General features: G+C 70.7%; 17 protein-coding genes. 11 read left to right on the top strand and 6 right to left on the bottom strand.

Annotated features, from left to right (window positions below; all coding sequences use genetic code 11):
• Positions 1 to 36 precede the first annotated feature (36 nt).
• The 7 genes from FNV62_RS07565 to FNV62_RS07590 all read left to right on the top strand — a co-directional run bounded on the left by FNV62_RS07565 (position 37) and on the right by FNV62_RS07590 (position 7250).
• Positions 37 to 1395: an ABC transporter substrate-binding protein gene (locus FNV62_RS07565; RefSeq protein ID WP_144314888.1), complete on the top strand. Its 1359-nt coding sequence runs from the start codon at positions 37 to 39 to the stop codon at positions 1393 to 1395.
• Positions 1396 to 1480: 85 nt separating this feature from the next.
• Entirely contained in the window at positions 1481 to 2443 is a 963-nt protein-coding gene (locus FNV62_RS07570; RefSeq protein ID WP_144314889.1) for a carbohydrate ABC transporter permease, read from the top strand.
• Positions 2443 to 3309: a carbohydrate ABC transporter permease gene (locus FNV62_RS07575; protein ID WP_144314891.1), complete on the top strand. Its 867-nt coding sequence runs from the start codon at positions 2443 to 2445 to the stop codon at positions 3307 to 3309. Before FNV62_RS07570 ends, FNV62_RS07575 begins: the two co-directional genes overlap by 1 nt.
• Positions 3306 to 4295, top strand: coding sequence for a zinc-dependent alcohol dehydrogenase family protein (locus tag FNV62_RS07580; RefSeq protein ID WP_144314893.1), 990 nt, complete (start codon positions 3306 to 3308; stop codon positions 4293 to 4295). Before FNV62_RS07575 ends, FNV62_RS07580 begins: the two co-directional genes overlap by 4 nt.
• A complete protein-coding gene (locus FNV62_RS07585; RefSeq protein ID WP_225900193.1) occupies positions 4292 to 5053 on the top strand; it encodes a carbohydrate kinase family protein in 762 nt (253 codons plus the stop codon). The genes FNV62_RS07580 and FNV62_RS07585 overlap by 4 nt, the downstream gene beginning before the upstream one ends.
• Positions 5041 to 5259: a hypothetical protein gene (locus FNV62_RS55555; RefSeq protein ID WP_143600421.1), complete on the top strand. Its 219-nt coding sequence runs from the start codon at positions 5041 to 5043 to the stop codon at positions 5257 to 5259. The genes FNV62_RS07585 and FNV62_RS55555 overlap by 13 nt, the downstream gene beginning before the upstream one ends.
• A gap of 785 nt (positions 5260 to 6044) precedes the next feature.
• On the top strand, positions 6045 to 7250 hold the full coding sequence (locus FNV62_RS07590) for a glycoside hydrolase family 64 protein (protein WP_143600422.1): 1206 nt from the start codon (positions 6045 to 6047) through the stop codon (positions 7248 to 7250).
• A 14-nt stretch (positions 7251 to 7264) separates the two neighbouring features.
• Here FNV62_RS07590 and FNV62_RS07595 read toward each other — a convergent pair whose 3' ends face one another.
• Positions 7265 to 7930, bottom strand: a complete 666-nt coding sequence (locus FNV62_RS07595) for a TetR/AcrR family transcriptional regulator (protein WP_060897528.1) — start codon at positions 7928 to 7930, stop codon at positions 7265 to 7267.
• A gap of 127 nt (positions 7931 to 8057) precedes the next feature.
• On the opposite strand from FNV62_RS07595, the gene FNV62_RS07600 reads away from it, so the two are divergent.
• Complete coding sequence (locus tag FNV62_RS07600) at positions 8058 to 8621, top strand: NADPH-dependent FMN reductase (RefSeq protein ID WP_054236861.1); 564 nt, start codon at positions 8058 to 8060, stop codon at positions 8619 to 8621.
• Positions 8622 to 8755: 134 nt separating this feature from the next.
• Complete coding sequence (locus FNV62_RS07605; protein ID WP_060897522.1) at positions 8756 to 9433, top strand: AIM24 family protein; 678 nt, start codon at positions 8756 to 8758, stop codon at positions 9431 to 9433.
• A 77-nt stretch (positions 9434 to 9510) separates the two neighbouring features.
• Here the strand turns inward: FNV62_RS07605 and FNV62_RS07610 are convergent, their stop codons facing one another.
• From FNV62_RS07610 to FNV62_RS07620, 3 genes are all read right to left on the bottom strand, one after another.
• Positions 9511 to 11286, bottom strand: coding sequence for a M4 family metallopeptidase (locus tag FNV62_RS07610; RefSeq protein ID WP_144314895.1), 1776 nt, complete (start codon positions 11284 to 11286; stop codon positions 9511 to 9513).
• Between the two features lie 201 nt (positions 11287 to 11487).
• Positions 11488 to 12543 carry a polyprenyl synthetase family protein gene (locus tag FNV62_RS07615; protein ID WP_144314897.1) on the bottom strand — a complete coding sequence of 352 codons (1056 nt, stop codon included), beginning with the start codon at positions 12541 to 12543 and terminating at the stop codon, positions 11488 to 11490.
• The gene (locus tag FNV62_RS07620) at positions 12540 to 13598 is read right to left on the bottom strand and encodes a tetratricopeptide repeat protein (RefSeq protein ID WP_144314899.1); all 1059 of its coding nucleotides are present in this window, start codon (positions 13596 to 13598) and stop codon (positions 12540 to 12542) included. The genes FNV62_RS07615 and FNV62_RS07620 overlap by 4 nt, the downstream gene beginning before the upstream one ends.
• 305 nt (positions 13599 to 13903) lie before the next feature.
• Between FNV62_RS07620 and FNV62_RS07625 the strand changes: the two genes are divergently transcribed.
• Entirely contained in the window at positions 13904 to 14788 is an 885-nt protein-coding gene (locus tag FNV62_RS07625; protein ID WP_144316432.1) for an aminoglycoside phosphotransferase family protein, read from the top strand.
• Between the two features lie 44 nt (positions 14789 to 14832).
• Entirely contained in the window at positions 14833 to 15459 is a 627-nt protein-coding gene (locus FNV62_RS07630; RefSeq protein ID WP_144314901.1) for an alpha-ketoglutarate-dependent dioxygenase AlkB, read from the top strand.
• A 39-nt stretch (positions 15460 to 15498) separates the two neighbouring features.
• Here FNV62_RS07630 and FNV62_RS07635 read toward each other — a convergent pair whose 3' ends face one another.
• Both FNV62_RS07635 and FNV62_RS07640 read right to left on the bottom strand, forming a co-directional pair.
• Positions 15499 to 16098: a TetR family transcriptional regulator gene (locus FNV62_RS07635; RefSeq protein WP_143607190.1), complete on the bottom strand. Its 600-nt coding sequence runs from the start codon at positions 16096 to 16098 to the stop codon at positions 15499 to 15501.
• Positions 16095 to 17540, bottom strand: coding sequence for an MFS transporter (locus FNV62_RS07640; RefSeq protein WP_143607191.1), 1446 nt, complete (start codon positions 17538 to 17540; stop codon positions 16095 to 16097). The genes FNV62_RS07635 and FNV62_RS07640 overlap by 4 nt, the downstream gene beginning before the upstream one ends.
• Between the last annotated feature and the right edge of the window lie 502 nt (positions 17541 to 18042).

The raw sequence follows: 18042 nt of genomic DNA on the forward strand, positions 1-18042 counted from the left end.
CCTGCTCACACCCGACATTTCATGAAAGGGACGATCATGAATTCGAGACCGACTGTTCTGCGCCGCTCTGTGCCACTGGGAGCGCTGGCCGTGTGCGGCGCCCTGCTCACCGCCTGTGCCGGCGCCGGTGGCTCCGGGGGCGGCTCAGGTTCGCACTCCATCAACGTGCTGATGGTGAACAACCCGCAGATGGCGGACCTGCAGAAGCTCACGGCGGCCAACTTCACGAAGGAGACCGGCATCAAGGTCAACTTCACGGTGCTGCCCGAGAACGACGTCCGCGACAAGATCACCCAGGACTTCTCCAGCCAGGCCGGCCAGTACGACGTGGCGACGATCAGCAACTACGAGACGCCGATCTACGCCAAGAACGGCTGGCTCGCCCCGCTGACCTCGTACACGAAGAAGGACACCGCCTTCGACCAGAGCGACATCCTGCCCGCCATGCAGCAGTCCCTGACTGCGTCCGGCCAGGTATACGCCGAGCCGTTCTACGGCGAGTCGTCCTTCCTGATGTACCGCAAGGACGTCTTCAAGGAGAAGGGGCTGACCATGCCGGCCAACCCCACCTGGCAGCAGGTGGCTGCCCTGGCCGCCAAGTCCGACGGCGCCAAGTCCGGGATGAAGGGCATCTGCCTGCGCGGCCTGCCCGGCTGGGGTGAGCTGATGGCCCCGCTGACCACGGTGGTCAATACCATGGGCGGCACCTGGTTCGACAAGAACTGGAAGGCCCAGGTCGACAGCGCCGCCTTCACCAAGGCGACCAAGTTCTACGTCGACCTCGTGCGCGCCCACGGTGAGGCGGGCGCCCCGCAGTCCGGGTTCGCCGAGTGCCTCAACAACATGGAGCAGAGCAAGGTCGCCATGTGGTACGACGCGACCTCCGCGGCCGGGTCGCTCGAGTCCAGCGATTCGCCGGTGGCCGGAAAGGTGGGCTACGTGCCCGCGCCGGTCGACCAGAGCAAGAGCTCGGGCTGGCTGTTCACCTGGGCCTGGGGCGTGCAGAAGGCGAGCACGCACCAGGCCGACGCCTGGAAGTTCATCTCCTGGGCGTCCAGCAAGAAGTACGAGGACCTCGTCGGCACCAAGCTCGGCTGGTCCCGGGTCCCGGCCGGCAAGCGGACCTCCACCTACACCAACCCGAAGTACGTCGCCGCGGCGTCGGCCTTCGCCACCGCGAACGCGCTGAAGACCGCCGACCCGAACAACCCTGGCGTGCAGCCCCGGCCGGCGCCCGGCATCCAGTTCGTCGGCATCCCCGAGTTCACCGATCTGGGCACACAGGTCTCCCAGCAGATCAGCTCCGCCATCGCCGGCAAGACCAGTGTCGAGCAGGCGCTGAAGGCAAGCCAGGCGCTCGCCGAGAAGGTCGCCGCCAAGTACGCGGCCAAGTGACCCCTGCCCGATCCACCCGACGCTCCCGTCTCCCCTCTCCCGCACCAGTGGGACCGGGAGACGGGGGCACAGCGGAGACACACCGATGACCATCACTCACTCGCTCACCAGGCGTGCCCGGGCACCGCAGACCGCCCGACGGACAACACCCCCGCGGCAATCCCGCGGGGCATGGGCCCGGCGGGCCCCGCTGCTCCCGGCCCTGATCTTCATGATCGTGGTCACCCAGCTGCCGTTCGTCGGCACCGTGGTGATCTCGTTCATGCGCTGGAACGCCCTCGATCCGGACAACAAGGCCTTCGCGGGCCTCCAGAACTACAAGGAGGCGGTGACCGATCCGCAGCTGCGTTCCTCCCTGCTGACGACTGTCACGCTGACCGTCAGCGTGGTCCTGGTCAGCCTGGTCCTGGGGTTGGGGCTGGCGCTGTTGCTGGACCGCCAGTTCCGCGGCCGCGGCATTGTCCGCACGATGCTGATCACACCGTTCCTCGTCGTGCCCGTGGCCTCCGCGCTGCTGTGGAAGCACGCGCTGTACAACGCCACCTACGGGCTGATCAACGGATCGCTCACCTGGCTGTGGAGCCTGTTCGGCAGCGACAGCCCACCGCAGCCCGACTGGCTGTCGTCGCTACCGCTGATGTCCGTGGAGGCGTCGCTGATCTGGCAGTGGACGCCCTTCATGATGCTGATCCTGCTGGCCGGACTGCAGAGCCGCCCCATGGACGCCGTCGAGGCGGCCCGCGTGGACGGCGCCACCACCTGGCAGGTCTTCCGCTACCTCACCTTCCCCCACCTGCGCCGCTACCTGGAACTCGCCGCACTGCTCGGCAGCATCTACGTGGTGCAGAACTTCGACGCCGTCTTCACCCTCACCGGCGGCGGCCTCGGCACCGCCAACCTGCCCTACGCGGTCTACGAGACCTTCTACCAGGCCCATGACTACGGCCAGGCCTCCGCGGAGGGCGTCATCGTCGTCCTGTGCTCCCTTCTCGTGGGCTCCTTCGCGCTTCGGACCGTCTCATCCCTGCTCCGAGAGGAGACTCGCTGATGGCCGCGACCCTCGACACTCCCCAGCGCCCCAGGGGCTTTGCGGCCCGAGGCCGACGCGGTGCGCTCGGCCTGCTGGCCTGGCTCTGCGGAACCGTGTTCTTCCTTCCGGTCGCCTGGATGGTGCTCACCTCGCTGCACCGCGAGTCCGACGCCGCGACCAATCCGCCGAGCCTGGGGGCACCGCTGACCCTCCAGGGCTATCGGGAGTTCTTCGGCGCGAGTACCGGAGTCTCCCCCTGGCCGCCCCTCATCAACTCCTTCTCCGCAAGCCTCATGTCGACGCTGCTGGTGCTGGTGCTGTCCATCCCGGCCGCCTACGCACTGTCCATCAAACCGGTGCGCAAGTGGACCGACGTGATGTTCTTCTTCCTGTCCACCAAGATGCTGCCCGTGGTGGCCGGCCTGCTGCCGATCTACCTGATCGCCCAGAACAGCGGCATGCTCGACAACGTCGCGCTGCTGGTCGTCCTCTACACCTCGATGAACCTGCCGATCGCGGTGTGGATGATGCGTTCCTTCCTCGCCGAGGTCCCCGTCGAGATCCTGGAGGCGGCCTCCATCGACGGCGCCGGACTGCCCACCGTCCTCGCCCGGATCGTCGCACCGGTCGTCGCGCCCGGCATCGCTGCCACCTCGCTGATCTGCTTCATCTTCAGCTGGAACGAACTCCTCTTCGCACGCGTGCTCACCGGCGTCGTCGCCGGCACCGCACCCGTGTTCCTCACCGGCTTCGTCACCAGCCAGGGCCTCTTCCTGGCCAAGGTGTGCGCCGCCGCCGTCTGCATCTCCCTGCCGGTTCTCATCGCCGGATTCGCCGCCCAGGACAAGCTGGTCCAGGGCCTGTCCCTTGGAGCAGTCAAGTGAAAGCCGCCGTCATCAGCTCGCCCGGCCAGGTCGGCGTGGAGACCGTCGACGACCCCACACCGGGCCCCGGCCAGGTGGTGATCGAAGTCTCGGCCTGCGGCCTGTGCGGCACCGATCTCCACATACTCCAGGGCGAGTTCGCACCCACCCTGCCCATCATCCCCGGACACGAGTTCGCCGGCGAGGTCGTCGCCCTGGGCTCCGGGGTACGCGACCTGAAAGTCGGCGACCGCGTCGCCGTAGACCCCTCCCTGTACTGCCACGAGTGCCACTACTGCCGTATCGGGCGCGGCAACATGTGCGAGCGCTGGAACGCCATCGGTGTCACCGTCCCCGGCGGCGCCGCACAGTACACGGCCGCCCCCGCCGCCAACTGCGTCAAGCTCCCCGAGCACGTCCGCACCGAGGACGCCGCCCTCATCGAACCGCTGTCCTGCGCGGTGCGCGGCTACGACATCCTGCGCTCCACGCTCGCCAGCAATGTGCTGATCTACGGCTCGGGCACCATGGGCCTGATGATGCTGGAACTCGCCAAGCGCACCGGCGCGGCCACGGTCGACATGGTCGACATCAACGAGGACCGGCTCGCCACCGCCCGCACCCTCGGCTGCAGCAACGCGGTGACCACCGCCGACGCGATCGAGCGCCCGCGCGGCTGGGACGTCGTCATCGACGCCACCGGCAACGCCCACGCCATCCAGGACGCCCTGAGCCGGGTCGGCAAGGGCGGCACCTACCTCCAGTTCGGCGTCGCCGACTACGCGACCCGGGCCACCATCGACCCGTACCGCATCTACAACCAGGAGATCACCATCACCGGCTCGATGGCGGTCCTGCACAGCTACGAGCGCGCCGCAGAACTGTTCGCCGGCGGCGTGCTCGACCCGGAGATCTTCATCAGTGACCGGCTGCCGCTGGCGGACTACGCCGAGGCCGTACGGCAGTTCCAGGCCGGCAAGGCCCGGAAGATCCAGGTCCTCCCGTGACCGGGAGACTCCCGCCACTCGTCATCGGCGAAGCCCTGGTGGACATCATCGCCGGCCCCGACGGCCCGCGCCGCAGCCACCCCGGCGGCAGCCCCGCCAACGTGGCGCTGGGCCTGGGCCGGCTCGGCCACCCGGTCCGGCTCGCCACCCGCGTGGGAAACGACCCCCACGGTCGCCTGGTGCGAGAGCACCTGGAGGGCAGCGGGGTCGAACTGGCACCGGGCTCCGTGGTCGGCATCGCGACCTCCACAGCAACGGCCGTACTCGACGACACGAGCGCCGCGAACTACGCCTTCGACCTCACCTGGGCACTGCCAGCGGCCGTCGAGGAGTCGCTGCGCGACGGCCCGCCGGCGCACGTCCACACCGGATCCATCGCCACTGCCCTGGCTCCGGGAGCCGACCAGGTCCTCAGCGCCCTGCACGGCCTACGGGCCTCGGCAACCGTCTCCTACGACCCCAACCTGAGGCCCGCGCTGCTCCGCTCCGGGGAGCGGGAACGCGAACGGGTGGAACAACTCGTCGCCCTCAGCGACGTGGTGAAGGCGAGCGAGGAGGACCTGGCCTGGCTCCACCCGGACGTCGACCCCGACAGGACGGCGGCTCGCTGGGCCCGAAACGGCCCGGCATTGGTCGTCCTCACCCTGGGAGCAGACGGCGCCCGGGCCTGGTGGCGACACGGCTGCCAGGACATCGCACCGTTGCCCGTCCGGGTCACGGACACCGTGGGGGCGGGCGACGCTTCATGGCCGGACTGACCAGCGGGCTACTCCACGCCGGGCTGCTGGGAGGCGGCGCCGAAGCCGAGGCGGCGACGGCACGCGCGGCACTCCGCGCGGCGACGGAGACCGACCGACTGCCCACGGCCCTCGCCGCGGCGCTGGCAGTGGCCGCCCGAGCGGCCGCTCTTACATGCGCGCGCGAGGGGGCGAACCCGCCCGCTGCAGCAGAACTGATGGTGTGACCTTCGGGCCGTCCGTCCCGTTCCGGCGCGGCGGGCTGCTCGGGCGTGGCAGCACGACACCGGATCACTGCAGCCACCGCCTGCCATGTCGCTCGTGCCGACGGCACCGTCGACAAGCGGGGCCGGCTGCTGTTGCACCCCGACCACGAGGGCGGCCGGGACGCCCGGCACACAGCGCTGCGCTCGGGGCAGCCCGCGCTGCTGGCCCACATCCGCCGGCTCCCACTTGAGCACTACCGATGGTGCTCGTGCGGCGTCGCGGTGCCCTGCGCATCGCTTCCTTCGAGGAAGAGCTCGGCGGCCAGGGCGCCCGGGGCGACCGCGGGCCGCCGCACATACCCGGCCGGCGCAAACAGGGACGCAAGGGCCCCTGGCTCATCCGGAGCGTCGGCAGATCCCAAAGGAACGCCTACTGCCACGAGTACACCCTTTGACTAAGGGAGTACGAGCGGCGCTGGGGAGCACATGAGGAGAGTCGACTGCGTAACTCCATGCACCTTGAAAGACACTCAAAGACTCATCGACGCAGGCAATGGACTGCGATGATCGCTTCGGCGCAGGTCAGGGCTACCTGATAAATCGCTTCCGCCGGCTGCCGGTCAGATCCGCCCCGGACATCACCGTGTAACGCCACCCCAGGCCCAGTTGGACCAGACCAATCCTGTCCGAATCGTTGACATGTACGGCACCCGCCGCAATTCTGAGAGCGCTCTCAACGAGAACCGGACGGCTCCACTCCGCCGGAATCCACCTCGTTGGAATCCCCCCACTCAAGGAGAGAGCGAGTGCCCAGAAGGCTCAGGAGTCTCAAATGGCATGCCCTGGCGGTGGCTGCGGCCACCGCCACCACGGCGCTTCTCACGTTCGGCGCCCCCTCCGACGCGAACGCGGCCGTCCCGGCGACGATCCCACTCAAGTTCACCAACAACTCCGGCCGCAGCGAACCCGTGTACATCTACGACCTCGGAACGCTCCTCTCGACGGGCCAGCAGGGCTGGGCCGACGCGAACGGCACGTTCCACGCCTGGCCGGCCGGCGGCAATCCGCCGACGCCCGCGCCCGACGCCTCGATCGCGGGACCGGCCAACGGCCAGTCGATGACGATCCGGATGCCCAAGTTCTCCGGCCGGATCTACTTCTCCTACGGCCAGAAACTCGACTTCCGCCTGACCACCGGCGGCCTGGTGCAGCCGGCCGTGCAGAACCCGAGCGACCCCAACCACAACATCCTCTTCAACTGGTCCGAGTACACGCTCAACGACTCCGGACTGTGGATCAACAGCACCCAGGTCGACATGTTCTCGGCCCCGTACGCCGTCGGGGTCCAGCTCGCCGACGGGAGCACCAAGAACACCGGCCACCTCAAGGCGGGCGGCTACACCGGGTTCTTCAACGCCCTGCGCGGCCAGCCCGGCGGCTGGGCCAATCTGATCCAGACCCGGTCCGACGGCACCGTCCTGCGGGCGCTGGCTCCCGGCCACGGCATCGAGGCGGGCGCGCTGCCGGGCACCGTCATGGACGACTACGTCAACCGCGTGTGGCAGAAGTACAGTTCGTCGACGCTGACCGTGACACCGTTCACCGATCAGCCGAACACGAAGTACTTCGGGCGGGTCTCCGGTGACGTCATGAACTTCACCAACAGCGCCGGAGCCGTCGTCACCAGCTTCCAGAAGCCCGACTCGGACAGCATCTTCGGTTGCTACAAGCGGCTGGACGCCCCGAACGACCTGGTACGCGGCCCCATTTCACGGACCCTGTGCGCGGGCTTCAACCGCTCGACCCTTCTCACCAACCCCAACCAGCCGGACACGAGCTCGGCGAGCTTCTACCAGGACACGGTGACCAACCAGTACGCCCGCAAGATCCACGCGCAGATGGCCGACGGCAAGGCCTACGCGTTCGCCTTCGACGACGTGGGCAACTACGAGTCCCTCGTCCACGACGGCAACCCCCAGCAGGCGTACGTCACGCTGGACCCGTTCAACTGACGGAAACCGAAGGGCTAGGGCCTGTCCGGCACCGGGCAGGTGGTCCGCTTCACGAGGTCGTGCCAGCCGGACTCCAGGCGTTCGAGCGGCATCCCGCACTGTCGCGTCAGGTGGTGGATCAGGGCGGGTTCCAGGTAGCCCATGAGGGTCTGGGCGAGGAGAACGCCGTCCGCGCCGGGCACGGCCTCGCGCAGCAGCATGACGACGTGGGTGAAGCGGACCCGGTAAGGGGCGGAGCTGAAGCGGCGGGAGGCGTCCGGCTCGGCGGCGAGGTACAGGTCGAGCCGGTCGTGGATCTCGCGCAGGACCCGGCAGCCGAAGGCGTGCAGGCGGTCCGCCGGGGCCGCGCCGGGGCCGAGAGGTGGCGGGCCGCTGAGGAAGGCGGCCTGGAACTGCTGCTCGGTGTGGTCGAGCAGGGCCATCAGCAGGCCGGTGCGGTCACCGAAGCGCCGGAAGACGGTTCCCTTGCCCACCGAGGCCGCGGCGGCGACGGCCTCCATCGTCACATTGGCGACCCCGTGCTCCTCCACCAGCCGGGTGGCGGCCTCCAGCAGCCGGGCGCGGTTGCGCGCGGCATCGGCGCGGAGCTGCGGCGCGGCGGGCCCGACGGTCAGCTCCAGCGGGACCGGGGCTCCCGAGGGTTCCTGCCCCCTCGGGAAGGGCGGAAGTGGGGTGGACATGAACACAGCGTAACGGCAGAAGGGGGCAACTGGACCCTGGTCCGTTTAGGTGCTACAACATTAAACAGACCAGCAAGCGGACCTCGGTCCGTTTTATTGCCGCAATGTTTCGTCCCCGGGAGTTCCCATGTCCGTACGCATCCTCGCGCTCGTCGGCAGCCTTCGCGCCGGCTCCCACAACCGCCAGCTCGCGGAGGCGGCCATCAAGCTCGCCCCCGAGGGCGCGGAGATCGAGCTGTTCGAGGGACTCGCCGAGGTCCCCTTCTACAACGAGGACCTCGACGTCGAGGGCAAGGTCCCGGCCGCCGCCACCGCCCTGCGTGAGGCCGCGGGCCGTGCCGACGCCTTCCTGCTCTTCTCGCCGGAGTACAACGGCACGATCACGGCCGTCCTGAAGAACGCCATCGACTGGCTGTCGCGTCCGTACGGCGCCAGCGCCTTCACCGGCAAGCCCGCCGCCGTGGTCGGCACCGCGTTCGGTCAGTTCGGTGGCGTCTGGGCGCAGGACGAGGCCCGCAAGGCCCTGGGCATCGCGGGTGCCGCCGTCCTGGAGGACCTCAAGCTCTCCGTTCCCGGCTCCGTGACCCGCTTCGCCGAGACCCACCCGGTCGACGACGCCGAGGTCGCCGCCCAGCTCACCGAGGTCGTCGCCCGCCTGCACAGCCAGGTCGGCACCGCCAGCGCCTCCTGACGACTCCCCCCAGGGCCGGTCCGGTGCCACCGGACCGGCCCTTCGCGCGTTCCCGGCAGCCGCCGACCACCCCCAACCGTCCCCGGATGTCGGCGATCTTGGCGGAACCAAACCCTCCGGGCCAAGATGCCCGCATGAAGGGTGATCTCTTTTCCAGTGACCACATGGTGCAGCCCGCCGTCACGCCGGGCATGACCATCCAGAACGCCAAGTCGATCAAGTACGCCGTCAACGGCGACATGCTCGCGCGCCAGGGGGCGATGATCGCCTACCGGGGGAATCTGCAGTTCGAGCGCAAGGGCCAGGGCGTGGGCGGCATGCTCAAGCGGGCGGTCACCGGTGAGGGACTGCCGCTGATGACGGTGCGCGGGCAGGGCGAGGCCTGGTTCGCGCACGAGGCGCAGAACTGTTTCATCATCGGCATCGAGCCGGGCGACCTGTTCACCGTGAACGGGCGCAACGTCCTGTGCTTCGACTCCACGCTGTCGTACGAGATAAAGACCGTGAAGGGCGCGGGCGTCACCGGCGGCGGCATCTTCAACAGCGTCTTCAGCGGTCACGGCAGTCTGGGGCTGATCTGCGAGGGCAACCCGCTGGTGATACCCGTCTCGCCGCAGCAGCCGGTGTACGTCGACACGGACGCGGTCGTCGGCTGGACCGCGCAGCTCCACACCTCGCTGCACCGCTCGCAGTCGATCGGTTCGATGATCCGCGGCGGCTCGGGCGAGGCCGTGCAGCTGAAGCTGGAGGGGGACGGACTGGTCGTCGTACGGCCGAGTGAGGCGACTCCGCAGAAGGCACAGCAGCACTGACGCCGAGGGGAAACGGCGAAAGGGGCCCCGCCAGTGGCGGGGCCCCTCTTCTCGTGCCGTCCTTCTCGTGCCGTCCGTCAGCGGCCGACGGCCGGGGTGTTGGCGGTGGTCACATTGACGGCGGCCCACGCCGCGTCCACCGCCTGGTACTCGGCGCTGGTCGCCCCGTACATGTCGGCGGCGGCCTCGAGGGTCGCGGTCCGCGCGTCGTGGAAGTCGGTCGTGGAGACCATGTAGCGGGTGAGCGCGCGGTAGAAGATCGCGGTCGCCTTGGCGCGTCCGATGCCGGTCACCCGCGAGCCGTCGAACGTCGGCGAGTCGTACTTCACCCCGCCGATCGTCTTGCGGCCACTGCCCTCGGCGAGCAGGTAGTACGCGTGCGAGGAGACGCCGGAGCCGGCGTGCACCTCGGTGTCGTACGCCGCGGGCGACCAGTAGTCGATGGTGCCCTCCAGCTTGTCCAGGGAGGGGTGGTCGAGGCGGCGCAGGAACTTCTGGGCGAGGCCCAGCTTCTCGCCCATGAGGTAGTTCGGCGGGTTCTTCGGGTTGTTGGCGGAGAACTCGACGTTGGACCCGAAGATGTCGGCGAGGGACTCGTTGAGCGCGCCCGGCTCGCCGTACTGGTTGCCGCGCGCGTCCACCCGGGTGGGTTCGAGGGCGGCGGTGGCGTCGACGACGCCGTGGGTCAGCTCGTGGCCGGTGACGTCCAGGACGACCAGCGGCTTCTTGAACATGGCGCCGTCACCGTCGCCGTAGAGCATGCAGCCGCACGTCGAGTCCCAGAAGGCGTTGCCCACCTTGCGGCCGAGGTGGACCATCGCGCGGGCGCCGGTGCTGTTGTTCTTGATGCCCTTGCGGCCGAAGGTCTTCTTGTAGAAGTCCAGCGTCTGGGTGATGCCGTACTGGGCGTCGACCGCGGCGGTGGTCCGGTTGGCGGTGGTGCCCGTGCCCCACTTGTTGGTGGTGCTGGTGAACTTCGTGCCGCGCGAGAAGGCCTCCAGTTCCGCGCCCTTCGCGTCCCGGGTCTCGGTGTTCCAGCGGGTGGGGTCCTTGAGGAGGAAGCTGGTCCGCGCGGTCCGGGTCGTGGTCAGCGTCACCTTGCCGGCAAAGAGGGAGGTGCCGCTGCCGGTGGCCGTGACCGGGTAGCGGGCGGCCGTCGTCGCGCCGAGGAGGCCGGCGGGCTGGGTGGCCACGCCCGTCACCGGGCTCGCCGTCTCGCCCTTCTCGCGCAGCGTCTCCTCCAGGTGCGGCGAGATGAACTCGTCGCTGTCGGGGGTGTTGCTGCGGATCCGGCCGCTCTGCGCGTCCACGACGACCGTGCGGGAGCCACCGGCCTCGGTGGTGTCGCTGTCGGTCACCCGCACCTGGTAGGCGAGGGCGGCGGCGCCGTCGCGGGCGTCGACGACGAGTTCGGCGCTGCCCGCGTCGCCCTGGGCGACCGCGGCGGCCTTCTGTTCGGCCTGCTGGGGCGTCAGCTTCGCCTCGGTCGTGGCCGGCTTGACGGCGTGGTCGGCGGCCCGGGTCACGCCCAGGTAGGCGGACTGCTTGCCGAGGTGGACGACGAGGTCGCCACCGAGGACCGGGAGCCCTTGGTGGCTGCGGACGAAGCGGACGTGCTGCTTGCCGTCCGGGTCCGTCATGACGTCCGTGGCCCGCAGGGTGTCACCCGGGCCGACACCGGTGGCCGAGGCGTGGGCGAACGCGGCGGCCCGGGCGGCCTCCACCGGCGAGGAGGCCGAAGTCGCGGCGCGGGCGGGCGAGTCGGGCGCCGCGAAGGCGGGGGCCATCGGAAGCGTGGCCGCCGTCGTCACCGCGACGGCGATCGCCACGCGGCGTATGTGGGGTCTACGCACTGAGTTCCTTCGAACGGGGGCGGCCGGCGTCGCCAACCGCCCTGAGACACGGCGCCGTTGAACGCCGTGGAGGCTGTCGGGCCCTCCCGACAGATGCGACGGGAGGGGCGGTGGTTGCCCGATGAGGTCCACCAACCCGCACATGTGATCGAGGTCGCAGCGCCTCCGGCCCACAGCGGGGGAGCCGGAGGCACGCAGGTGTCAGATCGTGCGGTGGGCGAGGGAGGAGAGGAGCGTCCGCAGGTCCGCGGCGGGACGTGGGGCCAGGGAGGCTCCCGCCAGCAGGGTGTCCGCCGCGGTGAGATGCCGGCGCGCCGCGCCCAGGGCCGCCGTGCGACCACCGGCGCGCTCGACCAGGGTCGCCGCCCGGCGTACGGCGCCGTCGTCGAGGACGGCGGTGGAGGCGAGGAGTTCGGCGAGCGGGGAGCGGTCCGGCGCGGCCAGGGCGGCGAGAACGGGGAGGGTCTTCTTCCCTTGCCGCAGATCACCGTGCACCGGCTTCCCGGTGACGGCCGGATCGCCCCAGATGCCGAGCAGGTCGTCGGCGATCTGGAAGGCCACCCCGAGATGCCGTCCGGCGCGGTCGAGGGCGGCGGCGGTCTCCCGCGGCGCGCCCGCCAGCCCCGCACCGAGGGCCAGCGCGCAGCCGAGCAGGGCACCGGTCTTGTGCTCCGCCATCGCCTCGTACTCCCCCGCGCTCACCGCGTCGGGGCCGGTCCACGGGCGGTGGGCGAACAGCAGGTCGTCGGCCTGACCCCGGACCAGGTCGCGCGAGGCCTTCGTCAACCGCCGCACGGCCGCCGCGGCGTGGGAGGTCGCGGGCGCCGCGGTGAGGGTCTCGACGGCCAGGGCGAAGAGCGCGTCGCCCGTGAGGACGGCGGGGCCGGTGCCGTACGCCTTCCACACGGCGGGACGGCCGCGGCGCAGCGCGTCGCCGTCCATGATGTCGTCGTGCAGGAGCGAGAAGGTGTGCAGCAGTTCCACCGCCACCGCGCCCGGCACGCCCGCCTCGGCGGAACCGCCGGCCGCCTCGGCCCCGAGTACGGCGAGTGCCTGTCGTACGCCCTTGCCCTGGCGGTGGGTCGCGGGGGCTCCGCCGACCTCGCAGCGGCCCAGCGCGTAGCCGGCCATCTCCGCCACCCAGGGGTGCAGTCCGTCGACCGCCTCCGCGAGGGCCGGGGCGACCAGTTCGCGGCAGCGCGCCAGGATCTCCGGGGCGGCGGGCGGCGCCGTCAGGACCGTACGGGGAGAGGTCATCGGGCGGCCTCCGGGTCCGCGCCCTCCGGCGGGGTGAGGCCGAGTTCCGTCCGCGCCCGTTCGACCATCTCCTGGGCGTGTCGCAGCCCGATTCCCTCCAACACGCGGGCCAGTTCGGTGAGTTCGGCGGCGGTGTCGGCGTGGTCACGGCCGAGCCTGGCCAGGGACTTGACCAGTCCGAGCCGGGACAGCGCCCGGCCGCGCGGCTCGCTCATCGCCTCGAACTCCGCCAGTGCCCGCGTGTAGAGGTCCCGCGCCCGCTCATAACGCCCGGCCCGGTAGAGGACGTTGCCGCGCATCTTGTGGTTGTAGGCGAGTGCCCCGGACAGGTTCATCGCCCGGCAGGACACCTCCGCCTCACTCAGCAGTGCCAGCGCGCGGTCCGGGTCCCGGTCGCGTACGGAGACGATGTCCGCGAGGCCGCGCAAGGCCCAGGCGTGGCCGCGCCGGTCCTCGGCGCGCGCGGCGATCTCGGCCGCTTCCTCGAACAGGGCGTACGCGGTGTCGTAGGCGCCGGTGTTGCGGTGTATCTGCGCGATGCCCTCCAGGGCCCACACGGTGTGGCGGGCCTCGCCGCGCCTGCGGGCCTCGGCCAGCAGTTGTTCGTGCAGGGCGGTCACGGCGGCGTAGTCGCCCTGGATGCGGCCGGTCTCCGCCATGCCCGCCAGGGAGTAGCCGCGTACGACGACGTCCCCGGACTGCTCGCCGAGTTCGGCGGCCAGTCGCAGCAGCCGCCAGGCCAGCGGGAACGCCCCGCGCTGGCGGGCCAGGGTGCCGCCGCTCCACAGCGCCCACGCCATCGCGCCGGTGTCCCGGGCCTCGCGGGCGGTGCGGTAGCTCGCCTTCCACGCCCGGTCGGCGTCGGCCACCTGCCCGAGCCTGCGGTGCGCCTCGGCGACCGCCAGGCCCGACCGGGCCGCCTCGGCACGGGCGCCCACGCGCTCGGCGGCGCGCAGCTGCTCGGTACCCGCCGCCAGGACATCGGTCAGCGAGGAGTTCACGGACAGGGTGGTCAAAGCGCCCTGGTACTCGGGGGCGAAGGCCTTGCCGTACATGGATCCCTTTCGATCGGCTGACTTTCGCGGACCGGCGGCACCCGACGACTCGACTCCGCACCCCTCGTATACACGCCGTATATACACGCGTTGTATACACGGAGCGTATAGTGTGCTGGATTTCCACTCGGGAATCCCTGCCGTTTCGCGGTTGTCGCGCCGCCCATCCGTTGTCGATCAAGACGGCGACGGCGTGCGCCAGGTTGCCTGTCGCGAAAAAGAAGCGCGAACCTCCTTCACCCCAGGCATAGTTGGGCCGCGTGTCAGACAGAGATCCAGAAGCGCAAACGATCCCCGAGGGCCCGATGCGTCCCGGCGAGTTCCCGATCGACGCCTCGCTCGTGCGACGGCTGCTGGCCGCGCAGTTCCCACGGTGGGCCGAGCTGCCCCTGAAGCGCTTCCCGTCGGCGGGTACCGTCAACGCCCTGTACCGGCTCGGGGACGACCTGGCCGTACGCCTCCCCCGGATCGAGGGGGGCGCCGAGGACGTGGCCAGGGAAGCGCACTGGGTGCCGCGGCTCGCCCCGCTGCTCCCGGCCGCCGTCCCCGAGATCCTCGCCACCGGCACACCCGGCGAGGGCTACCCGTGGCCCTGGATGGTGCAGCGCTGGCTCGACGGCGAACCCCCGCGCGCCGGCCGCCTCAGCGATCCGCTGCCCCTGGCCGCCGACCTCGGCGCCTTCGTGGCCGCGCTGCGCCGGGTCCGGCTGCCCGACGGGCCGACCGCCTACCGGGGTGTGCCCCTGTCCACCGCCGATGCAATGACCCGCGCCGCGCTCGACGAGCTGCGCGGCACGATCGACACCTCCGCCGCCACCGCCGCCTGGGAGGCGGCGCTCGCCGCGCCCGCGTGGACCGGTCCGCCCACCTGGGCCCACTCCGACCTGATGCCCGGCAACCTGCTCACCCGCGGGGACCGGCTCGACGCCGTGCTGGACTTCGGCACCGTCGGCGTCGGCGACCCGGCCTGCGACCTCATCCCGGCCTGGAACCTGCTCCCCGCCGAGGCGCGGGACACCTTCCGGCGGGCGGCGGGCGCCGACGACGCCGCCTGGGCGCGGGGGCGCGGCTGGGCCCTGTCCATGGCGCTCATCCAGCTCCCGTGCTACCGCGTCACCAATCCGGTGATCGCCGCCAACGCCGAGCACGTCATCCACGCGGTCCTCACGGAGGCCGACGCCAGACCCTGAGACATCAATGGAACGTATATTCGAATACGGAGTACGCTGGAGGCATGTCCACGCACCTCCAGGGCTCGCTGTTCGACCAGACCGACGAGCTCCACCTCAGTCAGTTGAACGCGACGCGCCGGACGGTCCTGGGCGACGGGGCCTGGATCGACCTGTTGCCCGGATGGCTCAGTGGCGCCGACGCCCTGTTCGCACGGCTCGTCGAGGAGGTGCCGTGGCGGGCGGAGCGGCGGCAGATGTACGAGCACGTCGTGGACGTACCGAGGCTGCTCGCGTACTACCGGGCGAGCGACGCGCCGCCGCACCCGATCCTCGACGAGGCGCGGCAGGCGCTGTCCGCGCACTACGCCCGCGAGCTGGGCGAACCGTTCACCACCGCGGGCCTGTGCTACTACCGGGACGGCCGCGACAGCGTGGCCTGGCACGGGGACCGGATCGGGCGGGGCGCACGGGAGGACACCATGGTCGCGATCCTCTCCGTGGGCGCTCCGCGCGACCTGTTGCTGCGCCCGCGCCGCGGCGGGGAGACCGTACGGCGCCCACTCGGACACGGCGACCTGATCGTGATGGGCGGCTCTTGCCAGCGCACCTGGGAGCACGCCATTCCCAAGACGGCGCGGGCGGCGGGGCCGCGGATCAGCGTCCAGTTCCGCCCGGACGGCGTGAACTGAGCGAGGGGCGGCCGTTCCTGTCCGGCGGCGTCCATCGCCTCACGGCGTCAGGAGTGCCTGGACCGTGGGGCCGTACCGGTCGACGATGTCCTCGATCGCGGTCGCGCGCAGCCGGGTGCCGCGCGCGATGCCGTACATCGCGCCGAGCCCGAGCAGTGTGCCGACGGCGAGTTCGGCGCGCAGGTCCGCGTCGGGGCCGCTCAGCCGCAGGGCGAGGCGGTCGCTGACCTGAGTGCGGAAGTTGGCGCGCATGACGTCGCCCTGGTCGCCCTGGCGCGGGGCGAAGATGATCCGCAGGACGGGGTCGGCTCCGCGCTCGGTCTGGCCGACGAGCACCTGGCGGACCATGTGGGGGCCCAGTTGGTCCAGGGGCGCGTCCAGGAGGGCGGCGGCATCCGTCTCGAAGGACATCACGCGCCCGAAGAGCGCGTCCTTGTTCCCGAAGTACTTGAGGATCAGCGGAGCGCTCACCCCCGCGCGGTCGGCGATCGCCTTGAGCGTGATGTCCGCGTGGGCGTGCCGGGCCATCAGATGCCGGGCCGCGCGCAGGATGGTCGCCTTCGTGGCCTCGGCGTCGCGGCGCGGTGGGGCGATCGGGCTCGCGCTGAGGCCGGGGGGCGGAGTGGACACGGTGCTCAGGCTCCTTCGAATGCCTCGTCCCGAGGTGCGTCCGAGCTGCCGGAGGCCCGTCGGGTGTCACGGAGGGTGGGGTCGGCGGGTATGACGAGGGCGGCGACACAGGCCACCAGTGCGACCGTACCCGCCATGGCGAAGGCCAGCAGATAGCCGTGCAGCGTGGGGATCGGGGCGCCGCCGACGAGGCTGGTGTGGTGGACCAGGATGGCGGCGACGGCGGCACTGCTCACGGCCTGGCCGACGGTGCGCATCAGCACGTTGACGCCGTTCGCGGACGCGGTCTGCCCCGCGGGCACCGCGCGCAGGATGAGGGTGGGCAGCGCCGAGTAGGAGAACGCCGTTCCCATCGCGCAGACCGCGGAACCCAGCAGGATCACCAGCAGGCTGTGGCTGTTGATGATGCGTATGCCGTAGCCGGCGGCGATGACCAGGGTGCCCAGCGCCAGCGTCACCCGGGCGCCGCGGGCCGCCGAGATACGCGCCGAGACCGGCGAGAGCAGCAGCATGATCACCCCGCCGGGCAGCAGGACCAGACCCGTCGCCACGATGGACAGCTCGAGGCCGTAGCCGGTCGCCTTGGGCGCCTGCACCAGCTGCGCCGTCACCAGGGAGTTGGCGTAGAAGGCGAAGCCGGTCAGAAGCGCCGCGACATGGGGCAGGGCGACGCGGGGGCTGGTCGCCAGTTTCAGGTCGACCAGAGGGCGCGCGGCGCGCAGTTGCTGCGCCCACCACAGGCCGAGGACGCAGACGCTCCCGACGAACAGGCCGAGGATCCGGGGGCTGCTCCAGCCCCACTGGCCGCCCTGCGACACCCCCAGCAGCAGACAGGAGAGCCCCAGGGCCAGGCCCAGCGCGCCGGTCATGTCGAAGCGGCCCGGCTCGCGGACGGGCGACTCGCGCACCGCCCACCAGGCCAGCGCCGTCCCGAGGGCGCCGACCGCGGTCGTCCCCCAGAACATGACGTGCCAGCTGGCGTACTGAACCACGATCGCGGCGATCGGGAGGCCGAGGGCGGCGCCGATCCCGACGGTGGAGCTCATCAGCGCCACCGCGGAACCCGTGCGCTCGGGCGGCAGTTCGTCCCGCAGGAGGCTGATCGACAACGGTACGACGGCGGCCGCGGCCCCTTGCAGGGCCCGGGCCGCGATGAGTATGCGGATGTCGGACGTGAGGGCGCACATGAGCGAGCCGACCGTCATCATCCCGAGGGCGATCAGCAGCACCTTCTTCTTGCCGTACATGTCGCCGGCGCGGCCGAGTACGGGGTTGAGCACCGCTCCGGTCAGCAGCGTCGCCGTCACCATCCAGGACACGGCGCCCGCCGACGCGCCCGTCAGCCGCGGCAGGTCGGGCAGCAGCGGCACCACCACCACCTGCATGACGGCCATGAGGCTCCCGCCGAGCGCGAGGACCGGGACCGTCAGTCGGTCACGCAGTGCCACCATGAACTCTCCAGAAGTCGGCGCGAAGAAGGGGGGTGAATAGCAATTCACCATAGCCGGTGAATTGCTATTCACCCAATGGGCGCCCTACTTTCGGGCGGCGCTCTGCACCGACAGCGGCGCCGTTCGCGTGGCTCCAGGTGCACTCCCGCACAGCGAGTGGTCGCGGACGGCGCGTGCGGAGTCGGGATCGGCCTCAATTGACCACGTAGAGCGGCAGACCGGCGCGACCCCCGTGGTTCGCGCCAGCTTGGGGGCGTGAGCCGCGCCACCCGCCATCGGCCGCCCCGGGAAGATCATCGGCGGAACGTCGGCCGACCGGAGGAATTCCACCTTCCGGTCGATCGCGGATGCCCGCACAGCAAGATCATCTTCGTTCAACCTTGCACGACATTTACTTAATTGTCCTGATCACGGCCAACCGACATCCGGCGATTTCTCCCGCTCTCCGACGAACCGATAGGCATATCGGGTCATCGACCGAGCTTGATCGCAGGAGGTCTCC

Source organism: Streptomyces sp. RLB3-17 (assembly GCF_007113425.2).
Classification (GTDB): Bacteria; Actinomycetota; Actinomycetes; order Streptomycetales; family Streptomycetaceae; genus Streptomyces; species Streptomyces mirabilis_D.

What these genes read in the sequence shown, in the direction of transcription:
- FNV62_RS07620 (WP_144314899.1), bottom strand. Translation starts at nt 13,598, where the DNA reads ATGTACGGCAAGGCCTTCGCCCCCGAGTACCAGGGCGCTTTGACCACC.
- FNV62_RS07600 (WP_054236861.1), top strand. Translation starts at nt 8,058, where the DNA reads ATGTCCGTACGCATCCTCGCGCTCGTCGGCAGCCTTCGCGCCGGCTCC.
- FNV62_RS07605 (WP_060897522.1), top strand. Translation starts at nt 8,756, where the DNA reads ATGAAGGGTGATCTCTTTTCCAGTGACCACATGGTGCAGCCCGCCGTC.
- FNV62_RS07640 (WP_143607191.1), bottom strand. Translation starts at nt 17,540, where the DNA reads ATGGTGGCACTGCGTGACCGACTGACGGTCCCGGTCCTCGCGCTCGGC.
- FNV62_RS07570 (WP_144314889.1), top strand. Translation starts at nt 1,481, where the DNA reads ATGACCATCACTCACTCGCTCACCAGGCGTGCCCGGGCACCGCAGACC.
- FNV62_RS07625 (WP_144316432.1), top strand. Translation starts at nt 13,904, where the DNA reads ATGCGTCCCGGCGAGTTCCCGATCGACGCCTCGCTCGTGCGACGGCTG.
- FNV62_RS55555 (WP_143600421.1), top strand. Translation starts at nt 5,041, where the DNA reads ATGGCCGGACTGACCAGCGGGCTACTCCACGCCGGGCTGCTGGGAGGC.
- FNV62_RS07615 (WP_144314897.1), bottom strand. Translation starts at nt 12,543, where the DNA reads ATGACCTCTCCCCGTACGGTCCTGACGGCGCCGCCCGCCGCCCCGGAG.
- FNV62_RS07630 (WP_144314901.1), top strand. Translation starts at nt 14,833, where the DNA reads ATGTCCACGCACCTCCAGGGCTCGCTGTTCGACCAGACCGACGAGCTC.
- FNV62_RS07565 (WP_144314888.1), top strand. Translation starts at nt 37, where the DNA reads ATGAATTCGAGACCGACTGTTCTGCGCCGCTCTGTGCCACTGGGAGCG.
- FNV62_RS07575 (WP_144314891.1), top strand. Translation starts at nt 2,443, where the DNA reads ATGGCCGCGACCCTCGACACTCCCCAGCGCCCCAGGGGCTTTGCGGCC.
- FNV62_RS07595 (WP_060897528.1), bottom strand. Translation starts at nt 7,930, where the DNA reads ATGTCCACCCCACTTCCGCCCTTCCCGAGGGGGCAGGAACCCTCGGGA.